The 15,072-nt window shown below is 59.0% G+C and carries 15 protein-coding genes; 7 read left to right on the top strand and 8 right to left on the bottom strand.

Annotation, left to right across the window (positions count from 1 at the left end; all coding sequences use genetic code 11):
- The first annotated feature begins 12 nt into the window (after window positions 1–12).
- The 3 genes from HNQ81_RS09150 (at window position 13) to HNQ81_RS09140 (ending at window position 1,833) form a co-directional block, all read left to right on the top strand.
- Entirely contained in the window at window positions 13–240 is a 228-nt protein-coding gene (locus HNQ81_RS09150) for a hypothetical protein (protein WP_183350593.1), read from the top strand.
- A gap of 212 nt (window positions 241–452) precedes the next feature.
- The gene (locus HNQ81_RS09145; protein ID WP_183350591.1) at window positions 453–1,367 is read left to right on the top strand and encodes a DMT family transporter; all 915 of its coding nucleotides are present in this window, start codon (window positions 453–455) and stop codon (window positions 1,365–1,367) included.
- A gap of 160 nt (window positions 1,368–1,527) precedes the next feature.
- Window positions 1,528–1,833 (top strand): putative quinol monooxygenase, encoded by a 306-nt coding sequence (locus tag HNQ81_RS09140; protein ID WP_183350589.1) that lies wholly within the window; start codon window positions 1,528–1,530, stop codon window positions 1,831–1,833.
- Between the two features lie 305 nt (window positions 1,834–2,138).
- Here HNQ81_RS09140 and rnfB read toward each other — a convergent pair whose 3' ends face one another.
- From rnfB to HNQ81_RS09105, 7 genes are all read right to left on the bottom strand, one after another.
- Window positions 2,139–3,014 (bottom strand): RnfABCDGE type electron transport complex subunit B, encoded by an 876-nt coding sequence (rnfB, locus tag HNQ81_RS09135; protein ID WP_183350587.1) that lies wholly within the window; start codon window positions 3,012–3,014, stop codon window positions 2,139–2,141.
- Between the two features lie 48 nt (window positions 3,015–3,062).
- Entirely contained in the window at window positions 3,063–4,001 is a 939-nt protein-coding gene (locus HNQ81_RS09130) for an electron transport complex protein RnfA (protein WP_183350585.1), read from the bottom strand.
- On the bottom strand, window positions 4,001–4,618 hold the full coding sequence (gene rsxE, locus HNQ81_RS09125) for an electron transport complex subunit RsxE (protein WP_205240223.1): 618 nt from the start codon (window positions 4,616–4,618) through the stop codon (window positions 4,001–4,003). The genes HNQ81_RS09130 and rsxE overlap by 1 nt, the downstream gene beginning before the upstream one ends.
- A gap of 20 nt (window positions 4,619–4,638) precedes the next feature.
- The gene (locus HNQ81_RS09120; protein ID WP_183350583.1) at window positions 4,639–5,523 is read right to left on the bottom strand and encodes an FMN-binding protein; all 885 of its coding nucleotides are present in this window, start codon (window positions 5,521–5,523) and stop codon (window positions 4,639–4,641) included.
- A complete protein-coding gene (locus tag HNQ81_RS09115) occupies window positions 5,520–6,533 on the bottom strand; it encodes an RnfABCDGE type electron transport complex subunit D (RefSeq protein WP_183350581.1) in 1,014 nt (337 codons plus the stop codon). The genes HNQ81_RS09120 and HNQ81_RS09115 overlap by 4 nt, the downstream gene beginning before the upstream one ends.
- Window positions 6,534–6,655: 122 nt before the next feature.
- Window positions 6,656–7,975, bottom strand: coding sequence for an electron transport complex subunit RsxC (gene rsxC, locus HNQ81_RS09110; RefSeq protein WP_183350579.1), 1,320 nt, complete (start codon window positions 7,973–7,975; stop codon window positions 6,656–6,658).
- Between the two features lie 199 nt (window positions 7,976–8,174).
- Window positions 8,175–9,158, bottom strand: coding sequence for a dihydroorotate dehydrogenase-like protein (locus HNQ81_RS09105; protein ID WP_183350577.1), 984 nt, complete (start codon window positions 9,156–9,158; stop codon window positions 8,175–8,177).
- A gap of 360 nt (window positions 9,159–9,518) precedes the next feature.
- On the opposite strand from HNQ81_RS09105, the gene HNQ81_RS09100 reads away from it, so the two are divergent.
- Both HNQ81_RS09100 and HNQ81_RS09095 read left to right on the top strand, forming a co-directional pair.
- Window positions 9,519–10,415: a DMT family transporter gene (locus tag HNQ81_RS09100; RefSeq protein WP_183350575.1), complete on the top strand. Its 897-nt coding sequence runs from the start codon at window positions 9,519–9,521 to the stop codon at window positions 10,413–10,415.
- A gap of 98 nt (window positions 10,416–10,513) precedes the next feature.
- Window positions 10,514–10,864, top strand: coding sequence for a cupin domain-containing protein (locus tag HNQ81_RS09095; protein WP_183350573.1), 351 nt, complete (start codon window positions 10,514–10,516; stop codon window positions 10,862–10,864).
- Window positions 10,865–10,934: 70 nt separating this feature from the next.
- On the opposite strand, the gene htpX is transcribed toward HNQ81_RS09095, so the two are convergent.
- Complete coding sequence (gene htpX / locus HNQ81_RS09090) at window positions 10,935–11,798, bottom strand: protease HtpX (protein ID WP_183350571.1); 864 nt, start codon at window positions 11,796–11,798, stop codon at window positions 10,935–10,937.
- A 223-nt stretch (window positions 11,799–12,021) separates the two neighbouring features.
- Here htpX and HNQ81_RS09085 point away from each other — a divergent pair, with 223 nt between their 5' ends.
- Both HNQ81_RS09085 and ldhH read left to right on the top strand, forming a co-directional pair.
- On the top strand, window positions 12,022–12,663 hold the full coding sequence (locus HNQ81_RS09085) for a LutC/YkgG family protein (RefSeq protein WP_183350569.1): 642 nt from the start codon (window positions 12,022–12,024) through the stop codon (window positions 12,661–12,663).
- 1 nt (window position 12,664) lies between these two features.
- Window positions 12,665–14,845, top strand: a complete 2,181-nt coding sequence (ldhH, locus tag HNQ81_RS09080) for an L-lactate dehydrogenase (quinone) large subunit LdhH (protein ID WP_183350567.1) — start codon at window positions 12,665–12,667, stop codon at window positions 14,843–14,845.
- Window positions 14,846–15,072 lie beyond the last annotated feature (227 nt).

Raw genomic sequence — 15,072 nt, 5'->3', positions numbered from 1 at the left:
TGGAGGCAATCTATGATTCTTCGCATCTCGCTCCCCCTTGTTGTCGCCAGTTTTCTCCTTCTCGCCGGGTGTTCCGGGGATGAGGGAACAAAGGAACAAAGCGCGATCGACAAGCAGAATGAACGGACCGCGAAAGCGGCAGTGGAGGCGATCAAAACCCCCATCGACAAGGCCCGGGTCGTTGCCGACCAGCAGGTTGACCATAACCGGACGCTCAAGGAGCAGACGACAGACCGGTAGAACGGGGCTCTGCGTCCACGACCACGACCGGACTTGGCCCGCAGCCGGCAATCCCGGGAATGACGGGATGCGACCAGATCCGCACCTGTCATTTATTTCGGCACCTGAATCTGTTATTTACCATCATGGTGGGGCAGGCTGCGTTCTCCGGTCAGGCTCAGGCCGGCGGGGCGCCGTTTGCTGACTACCGATTCCGACACAGGAAATACTTCATGGTCAACATCTTCTTTTATTGCGCGACGGTGGTTATCTGGGGGTCAACCTGGATCGCCATCAAACTGCAACTCGGAACGGTCGACCCGATGCTTTCGGTCGGCTACCGCTTCAGTCTGGCAGCCGTCCTGTTGCTGATCTGGTGCATGCTCCGCCGGATTCCGATGCGGTTCTCCGCGATTGAGCATGGCTACATGCTGCTGCAGGGAACACTGCTGTTCTCTCTCAACTACCTGCTCTTCTATCTGGCGGAACTGCAGATCACCAGCGGCCTTGCTGCGGTCATCTTTTCGACGATTCAACTGATGAACATGGTCAATGGCGCCATTTTCCTCCACGCCCCACTGGACCGGAAGGTATTCGCCGGAGGAATTTTCGGCCTGATCGGCATTTACCTGGTCTTCAGACCCGAGATAGCATCGTTTTCGCTCCAGCAGCACGGGGTCATCGGCATCGGCCTGTGCCTGCTCGCCACCTATTTTGCCTCCCTCGGCAATATCCTCTCGGCCCGTAACCAGAAAAATGGCCTGCCCATCCTCCAGACAAACGCCTTCGGCATGGGCTATGGCGCCCTGCTGATGCTTGCCGCCGCCTGGCTGAGCGGCAAGCCGTTTATCTTTGAAACAACCCCCGCATACACCCTTTCGCTCCTCTATCTCGCCGTATTCGGCTCGATAGTCGCCTTTGGCTGCTATCTGTCGCTGATCGGCAACATCGGCGCCGACCGGGCCGCCTATGCCACCCTGCTTTTTCCGCTCGTCGCCCTCGCCATCTCCACGATCTGGGAAGGGTATCGATGGAGCGGAACCGCCGTGACCGGCATGCTCTTGATTCTTGGCGGCAATTTCCTGCTGCTGCAGAAAAAAAGAAATATTCCACTCCTTGACATCGCCAGACCCATCCGCTACAGATGAAGGCGATTATGAGAATTCAACCCGGAGCGAAGTATCATCCCGGCCGACATTGCGCTGACCGCTTCCAGGGAGGACAGCGGCGCCGCCTGTTTCGGCTCGCCACAGCAGGTCAAACCGTCCTTCAGATCCGAAAACCAACCCCATTGAGGAGGAGCCACCGATGATCACCGTCATCGCCTCGATCACCGTCAAACCGCAACGAAAGGACGACTTCATCACCATCTTCAACGCCAATGTTCCGGCGGTGCGCGCCGAGGCTGGCTGCATCGAATATTATCCGGCGATCGACATCGACACCGGAGTGGCCAGGCAAGCGCTGGACCACAATCTGGTCACCATTGTCGAAAAATGGCAAGATGTCGAGGCGTGGAAGGATCATCTGGCCACGCCCCACCTGCGCGCCTACCACCAGCAGGTCAAGGACCTCGTGGAGGGTGTCACCCTCAAGATTCTCCAGGCCGTCTGACCTTGGCGCTATCGACCGCGGCATCCATCAACGGCTCCATGCCGTCCCCAAAAATCGGCACCTGGTCGCCCCGGGACGGGGCGGCGTCCGCGATGCCTGATCAATCATCAGGCCGGAAGGCCCAGTTCCACCACGGCAAGGGATTCCTGCCATCGTGTGAAGCGCCCCCGGCCCCGTCTTTGACCGGCCGCACCTGATCATCTCTTTTCGCCGAAACTGCCATGCCTTCCCCCAAAAACAAAAGGCAGGTTCACGAGGAACCTGCCTTTTGTTTTGGCGAGCGGTACATTATGACCGGATCGTGATCATCCAGCCATCTTCAACCCCAGCTCAGGTTTTCGGGCTATGACTTCCCGCCCCTGATAGGTCCGGAAAATGTCACGCGGACACTTGGCGACGCAGGCCTCGTTGCAGCTTGGGCCATAGGCGATGCAGGCCTTATGGTCGATCTTGATGCGGTTGTTCTCATAGGCCACCGCCCCGGCCGGACAGGCCTTGACGCAGAGCTTGCAGGCGATGCACCCGACCTGGCACACGGCCTTGACCTTGTTGCCCATGTCCATGGTCGAACACGGTACATAGACCCTGGCCTTCAACGTCTGGATCTCGATGATCTTTTTCGGACAGGTACGGACACAGGCGCCACAGCTGACGCATTTGTCGGGATTGACGACCGGAAAATTCTCGACCATCGTGATGGCGTCGAATGGGCAGACCTCGGCACATTCACCCAGGCCGATACAGGCGTACTGGCAACTGGAAGGGCCGCCGAAACCGAGATTGGCCGCAGTGCATGAGGCAAAGCCGATATATTCGTGCTTGTGGCTGACCCTGCCCTCTTCCCGCGAGCAGCGGACGACCGCGATCTGATCCTCGACGGCGGTCAGTTTTTTACCGGTCAATTCGGCGACGACTGCCGCCACCCGCTCCTTGCCGGGAAAACAAAGATTGGGGGGGACATCGGGGTCGGTAACGACGGCGATGGCGTACCCCTCGCAACCGGGATACCCGCAACCGCCGCATTGCGCCAACGGCAGGGACTCCAGGACCTCTTCGATCAGGGGATTGGTCTCCACTGCGAATTTGTGGGCGGCAATGGCCAGGCCGATACCGAAAAACAGCCCGATGCACCCAAGAAGAACGACACCACCAATAGCAATTTTTATCAACGCCGGATCCATATTTTTGTCACTCTCAGTTCAATCCGTTAGTAGTTTGGGGATCAACGATCAGAAGAGCTGCAGACCGGAGAAGCCCAGGAAGGCCATGGCAAACTGCCCGGCGACGATAAAGGCGATCGGCAGGCCTTTGAAGGTCGGCGGTATATTGGCGAGATCAAGCCGTTCACGCACCGAGCTCATCAGATACAGCGCCAGCAAAAAGCCGCCCCCGGCCCCGAGGGACAGCATAAAGGTTTCGGCAAAGTTGTAGTTGTTGCTGGCCATGATCAGCGGTACGGCGATAATGACGCAGTTGGCGATGACCAGTACCAGAAACACCCCGAACGAATTGAAGAGAATCGGGTTGACCTTGCGAAGAATGGTATCGACCGCCTGCACCGTCAGTGACACCAGGCCGATGAAGACGACGATCTGCAGGAAGTTGAGATCGTAGGGAATGAGGATGAACTGGTAGAAGAACCAGCTCATCAGCGCCGAAACGACCATGACGATCGTAAAGACGACACCCATACCCTTGGCCGTCGTCTTCCTCTTCGAGGTCCCGAAGAAGACGCAGAGACCGAGATATTTGGTGAATACAAAGTTGTTGACCAGCAGAGCCGAGATCAGAATCGACAGCAGATAGCCGAGATACGATTTCTTGACCTGAATCCCCTCGATTTCCCGACCGTCATCGCCGCGTACCGAGACAACATGGGTCTTGGCGGTATTCAAGGACTCCTTGAACAGCAACGACACCTTCCGACCATCATCGGAGACATCGATCTTCTGTATCTCCAACCTGATATCCGGATCGGCTTCTTCAAACACGGTGTACCGCGCCGGGTTCTGCGCGACCGTCTTGTCGATGGCGGCCGGATACGTCAGGATGATCTCATTCTCATCTCCGAAACGCTGCTCACTGACGAAATCAGCGGCATGGAGACAGACAGGGGCAAGGATGAACAGGAGTGCGGCTGTCCAGTATGTGAGTATTCTGTGCATCATTATATCTTCCCTTTCGTTCGTTTGTAGGCAAGCTCAATCCAGTTGAAGAAGGCCATCATCAATCCGACCACAAAGAAACCGGCGCTGGGCAGAATGAAGAACAAAAGCGGCTTGAACCCAAGGACATCATAGCCGAAAATTGCCCCTGAACCCAGCAACTCACGAACAAAACCGATCACTACCATACCCACCATGAAGCCAAGCCCCATGCCCAGGCCGTCCCAGAAAGAGTCGTTGACCGACTCCTTGCAGGCAAACATCTCAAGCCGCATGGTGATGATGGCGAAAGCCACGATAAGCTTGACGAAAATGCCCATCCTGGCATACGCGTCGGGAAGATAGGCAGCCAGGGCGAGGTCGATGACCGTGACCCAGGTGGCGATCGTCAGGGTGTACGTCGGGATGCGGATCCGGGGATGAATCTTGTTCTTGAATAGTGATATGGTGACGCTGGAGAACACCTGCACGAAAAGAACCGCAACCCCCAGCATCAGTCCGTTGATGACCGTGGTCGAGATACCAACCGCCGGACACATCGACAGAGCCAGTTTGAAGATCGGGTTCTCGCTCAGAATGCCGCGAGAAATCAACTGCATGCTTGTTTTATCGTTCGCCACGAGTATTTCCTCTCAAAAGATTAGAACGCTGCCTTTATTTTCTGATCTGCCAGGGCAGTATCCAGGATGTTGAGACGGTAGGCAAATTTCTTGACGATGCCTTTGACCCCGGTATTGACATAACGGCTGGAAATGGTGGCGCCGGTCAGGGCATAGATATCGCGGTCGCCATATTTCGCCAGTATTTCCGCCGCATCCGCTGCGGCGATGTTGCCTTCCAGGGCCTGGAAATATTCATCGGGAAGCGGTTCCTTGACGACATCGAGGTCCTTCAACTGGTCGAAGGTCTTGCCCTTGAACTGGTTTCTGAAGTAATCCCGCTCAATTTCAGCCCCCAGACCTGGGTCCTCTTCATGCTCGAGGATCTCGAGACCAAGGATGCTGAACTTCGGATCAACCGCCAGCATCACCCCGATAAAGGTTTTGAAGCCGGTGAATTTGCCGTCGAGGAGATACGCCACCCGCTCGCCGTTGTTGGTGACGACAATGGTCTGGTCGGCAAAGGTAACACTCCTGCCGGCGCCGGCAATCTCCTGCACGACTTTATCCCGGAGGTCCTTTTCCAGCACGGCGGACTCGGCGATATCGACGGGTTTGTTGTCGATGACCTTTCCTTCCATATCAAGGGTGAGAAAGATAAAGCCCTCCTTGCCGGGCAGGAGATAGCCGATCGCCTGGCTCTCCTTGTCCGTCACGACATAGCGGTACATCTCATGCAGGGCCATGCTGTCCGGAATCGGCTGGGCGGCGGAGTAGCCGAGCAGGGCGTACCGCACTTTCTGCTCGTTGACATGTTCATTGTGCTTCTTCGCCTTGTTGGTGATGATGAAGGCGGATCCCATGACCATCGCGGCAAGGATGCAGGTAACGGTCAATCGAAATATAATGGTCAGGATATCCTTCATCGCCCACCTCCTACGGGCGGTGCGAACCGCCGCGGCTTGAACCAGCCGTCAAGAACCGGACTCATCGCATTCATGAGCAGGATGGCATAACATATTCCCTCCGGATACCCGCCCTTGAGCCGGATCATCACCGTCAACGCCCCGATCCCGACCCCATAGACGAGCTGCGATATCTTGTTGCTGGGACAGGTGACATAGTCGTTGGCCATATAAAAGGCGCCGAGCAGCACGCCGCCCGACAGGACCGCCAGCAACGGATCGCCGGTGAAGTAGGTATCGCCGGCGAAAATCCAGGACAGCAGCGCGACTGTTCCGATCACAGAAACCGGGATATGCCAGGTGATATACTTGCGATACATCAGGTAGAGCCCGCCGAGCACAATGAGAAAACCCGAGGTCTCACCGATGCAGCCGGGACGCCAGCCGAGGAAAAAGGAACTGTAGAGACTGGCGCCGGAACCGAACATCTCGGTGAAGGCCGCCATTCCCTGCTCCTTGATCACGGCCAGCGGTGTGGCCGTCGATACCGCATTGATCCCTTCTCCGAGATAGGAGAAAACGGCGATATCCTTCAGCGGCGGCAGCCACGCCGAGGTCATCGCCACCGGGAAGGTCGCCAGCAGGAAGGCCCGGCCCAGCAGGGCGGGATTGAAGATATTGTAGCCGATCCCTCCCAGCACGTGCTTGCCGATATAGATCGCCATGACGGCGCCGAGGACCGGCAGCAGCGGCGACACCCCCGGCGGGATGACAAAGGCCAGCAGCATACCGGTAATGACGGCGCTGCCGTCCCTGACGGTCACCCGCCGGCCCAGCATCTTCTGGCTGGCGGCCTCGACCGCCACGCAGCTGGCGACCGAAACGGCGGTGATGAGCAGGACCTGGATGCCGAACACAAAAACCGAGAGGAGCAGCGGCGGTATCAGGCAGGCCACTACAGTCCACATGATCTTTTCAACCGATTCATGGCTCTTCACATGCGGAGAGATGGAAACCTTCCATTCTCTCAATGCGGGAGATGACAGGTTTTCTGGTGCTTGCGGTTCGATGGCGAATCTCCTTCAGAAACGTTGTTCAAACTGGAGGTCCCGGGATTGGTGATCAGCCCGGCGGCCTCGTGACCCTTTGGCTCCTAACGCTTTGCTTTCATCTTGGCGAGGCGGACAAACTGAACGATCGGCCGTTTCGCCGGGCAGACATAGGCACAGCTGCCGCATTCAAAACACTCGAAGACGCCGAACTGGGCAGTATCCTGCGGCCGGCCGGCCTCGACATAGATCGCGATCTCCTTTGGTTCCAGCCCCATCGGACAGGCATCGAGACACCAGCCGCAGCGGATACACTGGGAATGGGGAGCCGTGTCGATCTCATCGGCGGCAAGAAACAGTATCGCCGATGTCGTTTTGGTAACCGGGATTTCCAGATTCGAGACGGCAAAGCCCATCATCGGCCCCCCCATCACGATCTTTGCCAGATCGGGTTTGAGACCGCCAAGATAGTTGACGATATCGGAGATCTTCGTCCCCACCTTGACGAGCAGATTGGCGGGGCGGGCGATTCCCTTGCCGGCAATCGTCACGACCTTGTCGCAGAGAGGCTTGCCGAGGACGACGGCATCGCGGATCGCCCGCGCCGTCGAGACATTGTGGACGACCACGCCGACCGCCGACGGCAGGGCCATGGCCGGAACCTTGCGGCCGGTGATCGCCTGAATGAGCTGTTTCTCCGACCCTTGAGGGTACTTCACCGTCAACGCCTTGACGGACAGGGAGAAATCGGCGGTGGAGCCGGCCCGGGCCGCCTCGGTCATGGCCAGAATGGCATCCGGCTTATTGCTCTCGATCCCGATGGCGCACTGTTTTATACCGAGTATCTTCAGGATGATCTTCGCCCCTTCGACAATATCGGCGGCATATTCGAGCATCTGACGATGATCGGAAGTAATGTACGGTTCACACTCCGCCCCGTTGAGGAGGAGGGTGTCAATCGGATTGTCGGGAGGCGGACTCAGTTTGACATGGGTGGGGAAACCGGCCCCGCCGATCCCGATGATGCCGGCATCCTTGACCATGCCCAGCAGTTCCTTCGGTTCGTATGAATGCCAGTCTCTCTCCTGGTAGCGGCGCGGCTCAGCCTCGTGGTTGACCGCGATGGTGATCGATGGCGATGAAACCCGCATCGGGTGCGCCGAAGAACCGAGGTCCTTGACTTTCCCGGCAACAGGGGAGTGCAGCGGCACCCCCAGCCCCTTGGAGACCTCACCGATGATATCACCCTCATTGACCTCTCCGCGCTTGGCGACGGTCGGGGTACAGGGGGCGCCGATATGCTGGCCGAGAATCAGTTCAAGCTCGTCGGGAACCGGCATGGATTCGATGCTGAGTTGTGATGTCTGGGCCTTTGATTCCGGCGGATGCACACCACCTTTCGGGAATGTCAGTAAGGATGTCATAGATATTGGATGAGAACAGCTGGCTAATGTATGCGGTACGGGATACCACGTGTTACATCATGGACCGTACCGGGTTCGCTTCCTCGTGCTCGACAGGAAGCACCTTCTCCTGGGGGGCGGCAGGAAGTCGAAACGCCTCCCTCCCGCCTCTGCCATGAACTGTCAGCGCCGTCAATTCTGCCGTCGGGCACTGAAATGATTAGGCAATCCCTCCATAATATTTCATAAACTGGATGCGTTCGAATGCAGCCGGATTTTCGGCCTGCTCGTAACTGAGTTTGCCCCTGAAGTCGGCGATGCCGTTGTAGGATTTTTCTTCCATCCACTTGCTCAAACCGTCAAGCATCAGGCCGATCTGACCGGGTCCGTTCTTGTACAGGGTTGACACGACCTGCACTGCCGAGGCCCCGACCAGAAGTTGCTTGATCAGCCCGGTACTGTCATGGATACCGGTAGAGGCCACCAGATCCTTTTCGATCACTCCTGAAAGCAGGGCGATCCACCGCAAGGTGTCGGCACTTTGCTCCGGGGTGGTAAAGATCTCCGCCGGCTTGACTCGCAGGGCATCAATGTCGACATCCGGATTGAAAAAACGGTTGAACAGGACGAAGCCATGAATTTTTTCCTTCCAGCTCAGCCTGGTGACGAGGTTGGCCAGGGAGGACGAGTATTTGCTGATTTTGAGGGCAATGGGAATCGAGACCTTGGCAGCGATCTTGTCAACAATGCTGGAATAGAGATTCTCGTGCTCCTCGCTGGTCAGCCGGGGGTTGCTCGGCAGCAACGAGATGTTGAGCTCGAGGGCGTCGGCGCCGGCCTGTTCGATCGATCTGGCAAAGGAAACCCATTCATCGCCGCTGACACAGTTGATGCTGGCGATGACCGGGATATCAACGGTATTCTTCACCTCGGAGATGAGGGTGATGTACTCTTGAACCGCATTTCCCCTGGTATAGGCGCGGACATAATCCGAGGCCTCTGGATAGTCGGTGTAATAACTCTCCAGATTGCTTTTCAACTCGGCATGGATCTGTTCTTCGAAAAGTGACTTCAACACCACGGCGGCGGCATGGTTGTCCGCCAATTCTTTGATTTTGGCAACCGAATGCGTCAACCCGCAGCTCCCGACGATGATGGGGTTTTTCAACTGCAGCCCGAGGTACTTCACCGAAAGATCTTTCATATGTTCTCACTCGCTGGCAGGAATTCAGCAACATCTTTTGTATAATACCCAGACTATCTTCCGGCAGAACAGATAACCGGACAGCAACCGGGTTCAATGTGCATACTGTTCAAAACTATCTGGGTAACAAAATCATCCTCAAAAGGCAAGAGTTTTTCAATGTCACCCATTTTCATAAAATCTGTAGCGTACCCCGGAAAATCATGGTACCGCAACCCGGTTTCTTTTCATTTCGATGGATACCAGCAGAATACCGGCGAAAAAGAACCGTTGTGCAGATTAGGCAAGAGCCTGCTGTCATGCCTGCACGCCACCCGTATTTCACCGTTTATTGAAATTGATTCCTGAGCATTTTGTGCAATGACGCCAAATCATTCATTCCATCGCCACCCTGATATCCTCCAGGTCCTCTCCGGGGCCTTTCTCATCAGTTTCTCGGGAATCTGGGTCAAGCTGGCCGATGTCCCGCCCTCGACCTCCGCCTTCTATCGGGTCTTTCTGGGATTCATCTTTCTCCTCATCGCCTGCCTGTGGCGCCGCGATTTCATGAAACTGACCGCGGACCGGTTGGGGCTGATCGTCCTCTGCGGTCTGTTCTTCGCCCTCGACCTGTTCTGCTGGCACGCCAGCATCGGTTACATCGGCCCGGGACTGGCCACCATCCTCGGCAATTTTCAGGTCTTCATCCTGGCGCTGACCGGAATCCTGCTGTTCGGCGAGCATATCCGCCCCCGCTTTCTGCTGGCGATCCCCCTTGCCTTGTCCGGTCTCTTTCTGGTGGTCGGCATCAACTGGAATGCCCTCTCCGCCGAGTACCGGGCCGGCGTCTATCTCGGCCTGGCGACGGCGGTCTGCTACAGCGGTTTTCTCCTCACCCTGCGCAAGATTCAGGCCGATGGCCGGAGCTATTCCTTTTTTTTCGCCCTGATGCTGATCTCCCTCAGCAGTTCGGTCTTTCTTGGGGGCCAGATGCTCATGGCCGGCGACCCGTTCGTCATTCCCGATATCAAGAGCCTGATCTCTCTGATCAACCTCGGGCTGTTCAGCCAGACCATCGGCTGGGCCCTGATCGCCAACGCCATGCCGAGGATCCGGGCCTCTTTCACCGGCCTGATCCTGCTGGTCCAGCCTTCACTGGCCTTTGTCTGGGACGTCCTCTTTTTCCGCCGCCCGACCGATCTGCTGAACTGGGCCGGGGTGATCATCACCCTCACCGCCATCTATCTGGGACTGACCGGCAGCCGGGGAAAAGACTGAACCAAATCCGTTGTCAATCGCAAATCTTCTCTCTATAGTGCTGCAAGACGGGTTCACTCGCTGCCCGAACAGCCAATACCAGACAGAGCTTGATCGATATGAAGGTACTTGATTACAAGGAGGCCCCCCCGCACGTCTTCGATTCCGACACGGTCAGAGGGGTTACGGGAAGGGTGGTCATCGGCAAGGACGACCATGCCGACCATTTCTGCATGCGGGTGTTCACCGTCGCCCCAGGCGGGTTCACCCCCCGCCACGCCCACGATTGGGAACACGAGGTCTTTGTTCACTCGGGCAAGGGCCAGGTCTACCGCAATGGTGAGTGGCAGACCGTCACCAGCGGCACGGCGGTCTTCATTCCCGGCGGTGAAGAACATCAATTCATCAACGCCGGCGGTGAGGACTTCGTCTTCATCTGCCTGATCCCCGCCGGCGTCTCCGAGATCTGACAGCAGGTCCGGCACTATATCAGGTTGCTCCGGCGGGGGTGCGATCCCCCCGGGGAGCAGCCGTAGCCCTTCAGCCCTGCTGCAGGGCGGCGATCCGCTCCTCGAGCGGCGGATGGCTCCGCAGCAGGCTGGTGAGACCGCCGACCTTGGGCCGGATGCCGAAGGCCGCCACCTGGTCCGGCAGGTGCGAAGGTTCATGGTGCGCTTGCAGGCGACGCAGGGCCGCAATCATCTTGTCGCGGCCGACAAGATAGGCGGCGCCGCTGTCGGCCCTGAATTCCCGCTTTCGAGAGAACCACATGACGATGATGCTGGCGAAAAGGCCGAAGACGATCTCGAGCACGATCGTCACCGCCATATAGCCGAGAAAGCCCAACCCGCCGCCCTCCTCGTCCCGGCTCAGGAACGTGTCGATAATCTGGGCGGCGACGCGGGAAAGGAAGATCACGAAGGTGTTCAGCACCCCCTGGATCAGGGCCATCGTCACCATATCGCCGCCGGCGACGTGGCTCACCTCGTGGGCCAATACCGCCTCCGCCTCGTCTCGCGTCATATTCTGCAGCAGGCCGGTGCTGACGGCGACCAGGGCATCGTCCCTTCGCATCCCGGTGGCAAAGGCGTTGATGTCCGGTGAATCGTAGACCGCCACCTCGGGCATGCCGATTTCCGCCGCCTCGGCCTGACGCCGGACGGTATCGACCAGCCACTGTTCGCTGGCGCTCCGCGGCTGGTCGATGACATACGCCCCGGTCGATTTTTTGGCGATCCACTTGGACATCGCCAATGAGATGAACGAGCCGCCCATGCCGAACAGCCCGGCCATGACCAGCAGCCCGGTGGTGCTGCGCGAGTCAAGGCCGAGGCTCGACATGATGATACCGAGCAGCACCAGAATCGCCAGGTTGGTCGCCAGGAACAGGCCAATCCGCATCATTGCATTCCTCCTTGAAGTTATCGTTTCGAGTTCTGCGAGCGGCAGGCGGAACTGCATGCATCGCTTTTCATCACATGGGTGTATATAATAAACATCGACTTTGCCAAGACAAGCGAAACTGGAATAAAACAACGGGAACCAGGCCGGACGGCGCTCCGCCGCCGATGCGGTATTGACTACCACTATCCGCCAGGCGGCATGATCAAACGAGGAGATTCCTGCCATGACCGAAACGCTTACGGCACCGGACGTTGATCTCACCGCCCGCTTCAGCGACAAGGCGCGGGCGGTGTCGGCGATCGTCGAGTCCGTCGCCACCCTTGATGCGGCCTTCGACTACTGCGTCGATCTCTGCGGCCGGCACGGCGCCTGCCGGATCACGATCTCCGGCTGCGACGAATCGCTGTCGCCGCCGGCCGACAGCCTCTGCGACCTCAAGCAGGGCAAGATCATCGCCGCCCCCGGCCTCGCGCCGGACCAGTTCGCCGCCCTCGCCGCCCGCTGCACCGACCAGGGCATGACCTGCCTCCACTCCGGCATGCGCGACAACCTGAGCGGGGTCGACCTCGGTTTCACCATCGCCGAGTTGGGGATCGCCGAGACCGGAACCCTGGTGATCACCTGTCCCGACGAGGACCTGCGGCTGGCCACCATGCTCTGCGAATACCACGTCTGTATGCTGCGCCGTTCGACGATCGTTGCCGACGCCTTCGCCGCCGAGCGCCGGCTGCTCAGGTACATGCGCCGGACTCCTGATTACACCGCCTTCATCACCGGTCCCAGCCGGACCGCCGATATCGAACGGGTCCTGGCCCTCGGCGTGCACGGCCCGCTTGAACTGCATATACTGGTGCTGGAGGACTGATATGCAGGACGCCAAAAATCTCAAGGAATACCGCAAGGAAATACAGGAATCGCTGAACAACGCCTTCCTGCGCCAGACACTGGACACCTTCGCCGTCGCCTATCGGGCCGGCCGGACCAAGGCCTTCGCCGAAGCCGGGATCGATGTGAAAAGCCTGGTGGCCGAGATCGCCGCCGCCAAGGACGGGATGCTGCCCCGCCTGATGGAGCTGTACGACCAGTTCCGCCAGAACGCCGAGGCCGCCGGCGTCCAGGTCCATTTCGCCAGGGATGCCGCCGAGGCCAACGCCATCATCGCCGGGATCGCGGCCGCGACCGGTTCGCAGAAGATCGTCAAGTCGAAGTCGATGACCGCCGAGGAGATCCTGCTCAACCATGCCCTGGAAGACCAGGGACTGCAGGTGACCGAGACCGATCTCGGCGAATGGATCATCCAACTCCGCCATGAAGGCCCGTCGCACATGGTGATGCCGGCGATCCACCTCTCCCGCCATCAGGTGCGCGACCTCTTCGCCGATGTCACCGGCGCCCACCAGGAACCGGATATCGAAAAACTGGTCAAGGTCGCCCGGCGGGAGTTGCGCAGCAGGTTCGCCGAGGCCGACATGGGCATCACCGGCGCCAACTTCGCCATCGTCGAGACCGGCACCATCGGCCTAGTCACCAACGAGGGCAATGCCCGCCTCGTCACCACCCTGCCGCGGGTCCATGTCGCCCTGCTGGGCATCGACAAGCTGGTGCCCAGCCTCACCGACGCCCTCAGGATCCTCAAGATCCTGCCGCGCAACGCCACCGGCCAGCACATCACCTCTTACGTCACCTGGATCACCGGCGCCAACGAATGTGCCGCCGCTCCCGACCTCAAAAAGGAAATCCACTTCGTCGTCCTCGACAACGGCCGGCTGGAAATGGCGAAGGATCCGCTCTTCTCCCAGGTCTTCCGCTGTGTCCGCTGCGGCGCCTGCGCCAATGTCTGTCCGGTCTACCGCCTGATCGGCGGCCACAGGATGGGTCACATCTACATCGGCGCCATCGGCCTGATTCTCACCTATTTCTTTCACGGCCCGGACAAGGCCAAAAACCTGGTGCAGAACTGCATCAACTGCGAGGCCTGCAAGGATATCTGCGCCGGCGGCATCGACCTGCCGCGGCTGATCAAGCAGATCCACGTCCGGATCCAGGACCGTCAGGGCCATCCGCTGCCCGGCCTGCTGCTCGGCCAGGTCATGAAGAACCGCAAGCTGTTCCATACCCTGCTGCGCACCGCCAAATGGGCCCAGCGGCCGGTCGCCGGCGACGACGGCTTCATGCGCCATCTGCCGATGATGTTCTTCAAGGACCATGATTTCAAGGCCCTGCCGACGGTGGCCGACCAGCCCTTCCGCGATCGCTTCCCGGGCCTGCAGCGGAAGACGGTCAAGCGGCAGGGGCCGGCGCCCCCGGTGAAGGCGGCGCTGTTTTCCGGCTGCGTCCAGGATTTCATCTATCCCGAACAGATGGAAGCGGCCTACCGGCTGTTCGCCGACCACCGCGTGGCGATGTCCTTCCCGATGGCCCAGTCCTGCTGCGGCCTGCCCCTGCAGATGATGGGCGAGGCCAGGACCTCCAGGGAAGTGGCGATCCAGAATATCCGGGCCTTCGAGCGGGAGGATGTCGACTACATCGTCACCCTCTGTGCCTCCTGCGCCTCGCACCTGAAGCACAACTACCCGGTATTGGTGGCCGACGATCCGACAATGGTGGAAAAGGCCCGGGCCTTTGCCGCCAGGGTGATCGACTTCTCCTCCTTCGCCCATGATGTCCTCGGCCTGACGGCGGCCGATTTCGCCGGCGACGGCAAGGCGGCGACCTTCCACGCCCCCTGCCATCTCTGCCGCGGCCTCGGGGTCCACGATGCTCCCCGCGCCCTGCTGCGGAACGCCGGTCTCGATTACCGCGAGGCCGACGAATCCGAGGTCTGCTGCGGTTTCGGCGGCACCTTCTCGGCCAAGTTCCCCGAACTGTCGGCCGAACTGCTGCGCAAGAAGCTCGACCATGTCGAGGCCACCGGGGCCGAACTGCTGCTCACCGACTGCCCCGGCTGCGTCATGCAGCTGCGCGGCGGCCTGAAGAAACGGGGCTCGCGGATCGTCGTCCAGCACACCGCCGAGGCCCTGGCCGCCAGAAAGAAAACGAACATCTAGACCTGTGTCTCTCCCCCCGGTCGTATGGCAGCCCTGGCCGGGGGACCGGGGGAGACCATCATCTGGCGATCAAAAACGTACCACTTTGTTTCGTTACGTTTCTGACCCTTTTTATACATCTCTCAATTCGTCATTTTTTGGGCCCAAAACGTTCCAGGATGTCCGGAAATCATTGAGCGCCGCATGTCTCTATGGTACATCTGCCTCTACCTGTCAGAAGCAGGACT

Source organism: Desulfoprunum benzoelyticum, from assembly GCF_014201505.1.
In the GTDB taxonomy this organism is placed as follows: Bacteria; Desulfobacterota; Desulfobulbia; order Desulfobulbales; family Desulfocapsaceae; genus Desulfoprunum; species Desulfoprunum benzoelyticum.
This window is presented reverse-complemented; position numbering and strand designations above follow the sequence as displayed.

What these genes read in the sequence shown, in the direction of transcription:
- HNQ81_RS09150 (WP_183350593.1), top strand. Translation starts at nt 13, where the DNA reads ATGATTCTTCGCATCTCGCTCCCCCTTGTTGTCGCCAGTTTTCTCCTT.
- HNQ81_RS09145 (WP_183350591.1), top strand. Translation starts at nt 453, where the DNA reads ATGGTCAACATCTTCTTTTATTGCGCGACGGTGGTTATCTGGGGGTCA.
- HNQ81_RS09140 (WP_183350589.1), top strand. Translation starts at nt 1,528, where the DNA reads ATGATCACCGTCATCGCCTCGATCACCGTCAAACCGCAACGAAAGGAC.
- rnfB (WP_183350587.1), bottom strand. Translation starts at nt 3,014, where the DNA reads ATGGATCCGGCGTTGATAAAAATTGCTATTGGTGGTGTCGTTCTTCTT.
- HNQ81_RS09130 (WP_183350585.1), bottom strand. Translation starts at nt 4,001, where the DNA reads ATGATGCACAGAATACTCACATACTGGACAGCCGCACTCCTGTTCATC.
- HNQ81_RS09120 (WP_183350583.1), bottom strand. Translation starts at nt 5,523, where the DNA reads ATGAAGGATATCCTGACCATTATATTTCGATTGACCGTTACCTGCATC.
- rsxC (WP_183350579.1), bottom strand. Translation starts at nt 7,975, where the DNA reads ATGACATCCTTACTGACATTCCCGAAAGGTGGTGTGCATCCGCCGGAA.
- HNQ81_RS09105 (WP_183350577.1), bottom strand. Translation starts at nt 9,158, where the DNA reads ATGAAAGATCTTTCGGTGAAGTACCTCGGGCTGCAGTTGAAAAACCCC.
- HNQ81_RS09100 (WP_183350575.1), top strand. Translation starts at nt 9,519, where the DNA reads ATGACGCCAAATCATTCATTCCATCGCCACCCTGATATCCTCCAGGTC.
- HNQ81_RS09095 (WP_183350573.1), top strand. Translation starts at nt 10,514, where the DNA reads ATGAAGGTACTTGATTACAAGGAGGCCCCCCCGCACGTCTTCGATTCC.
- htpX (WP_183350571.1), bottom strand. Translation starts at nt 11,798, where the DNA reads ATGATGCGGATTGGCCTGTTCCTGGCGACCAACCTGGCGATTCTGGTG.
- HNQ81_RS09085 (WP_183350569.1), top strand. Translation starts at nt 12,022, where the DNA reads ATGACCGAAACGCTTACGGCACCGGACGTTGATCTCACCGCCCGCTTC.
- ldhH (WP_183350567.1), top strand. Translation starts at nt 12,665, where the DNA reads ATGCAGGACGCCAAAAATCTCAAGGAATACCGCAAGGAAATACAGGAA.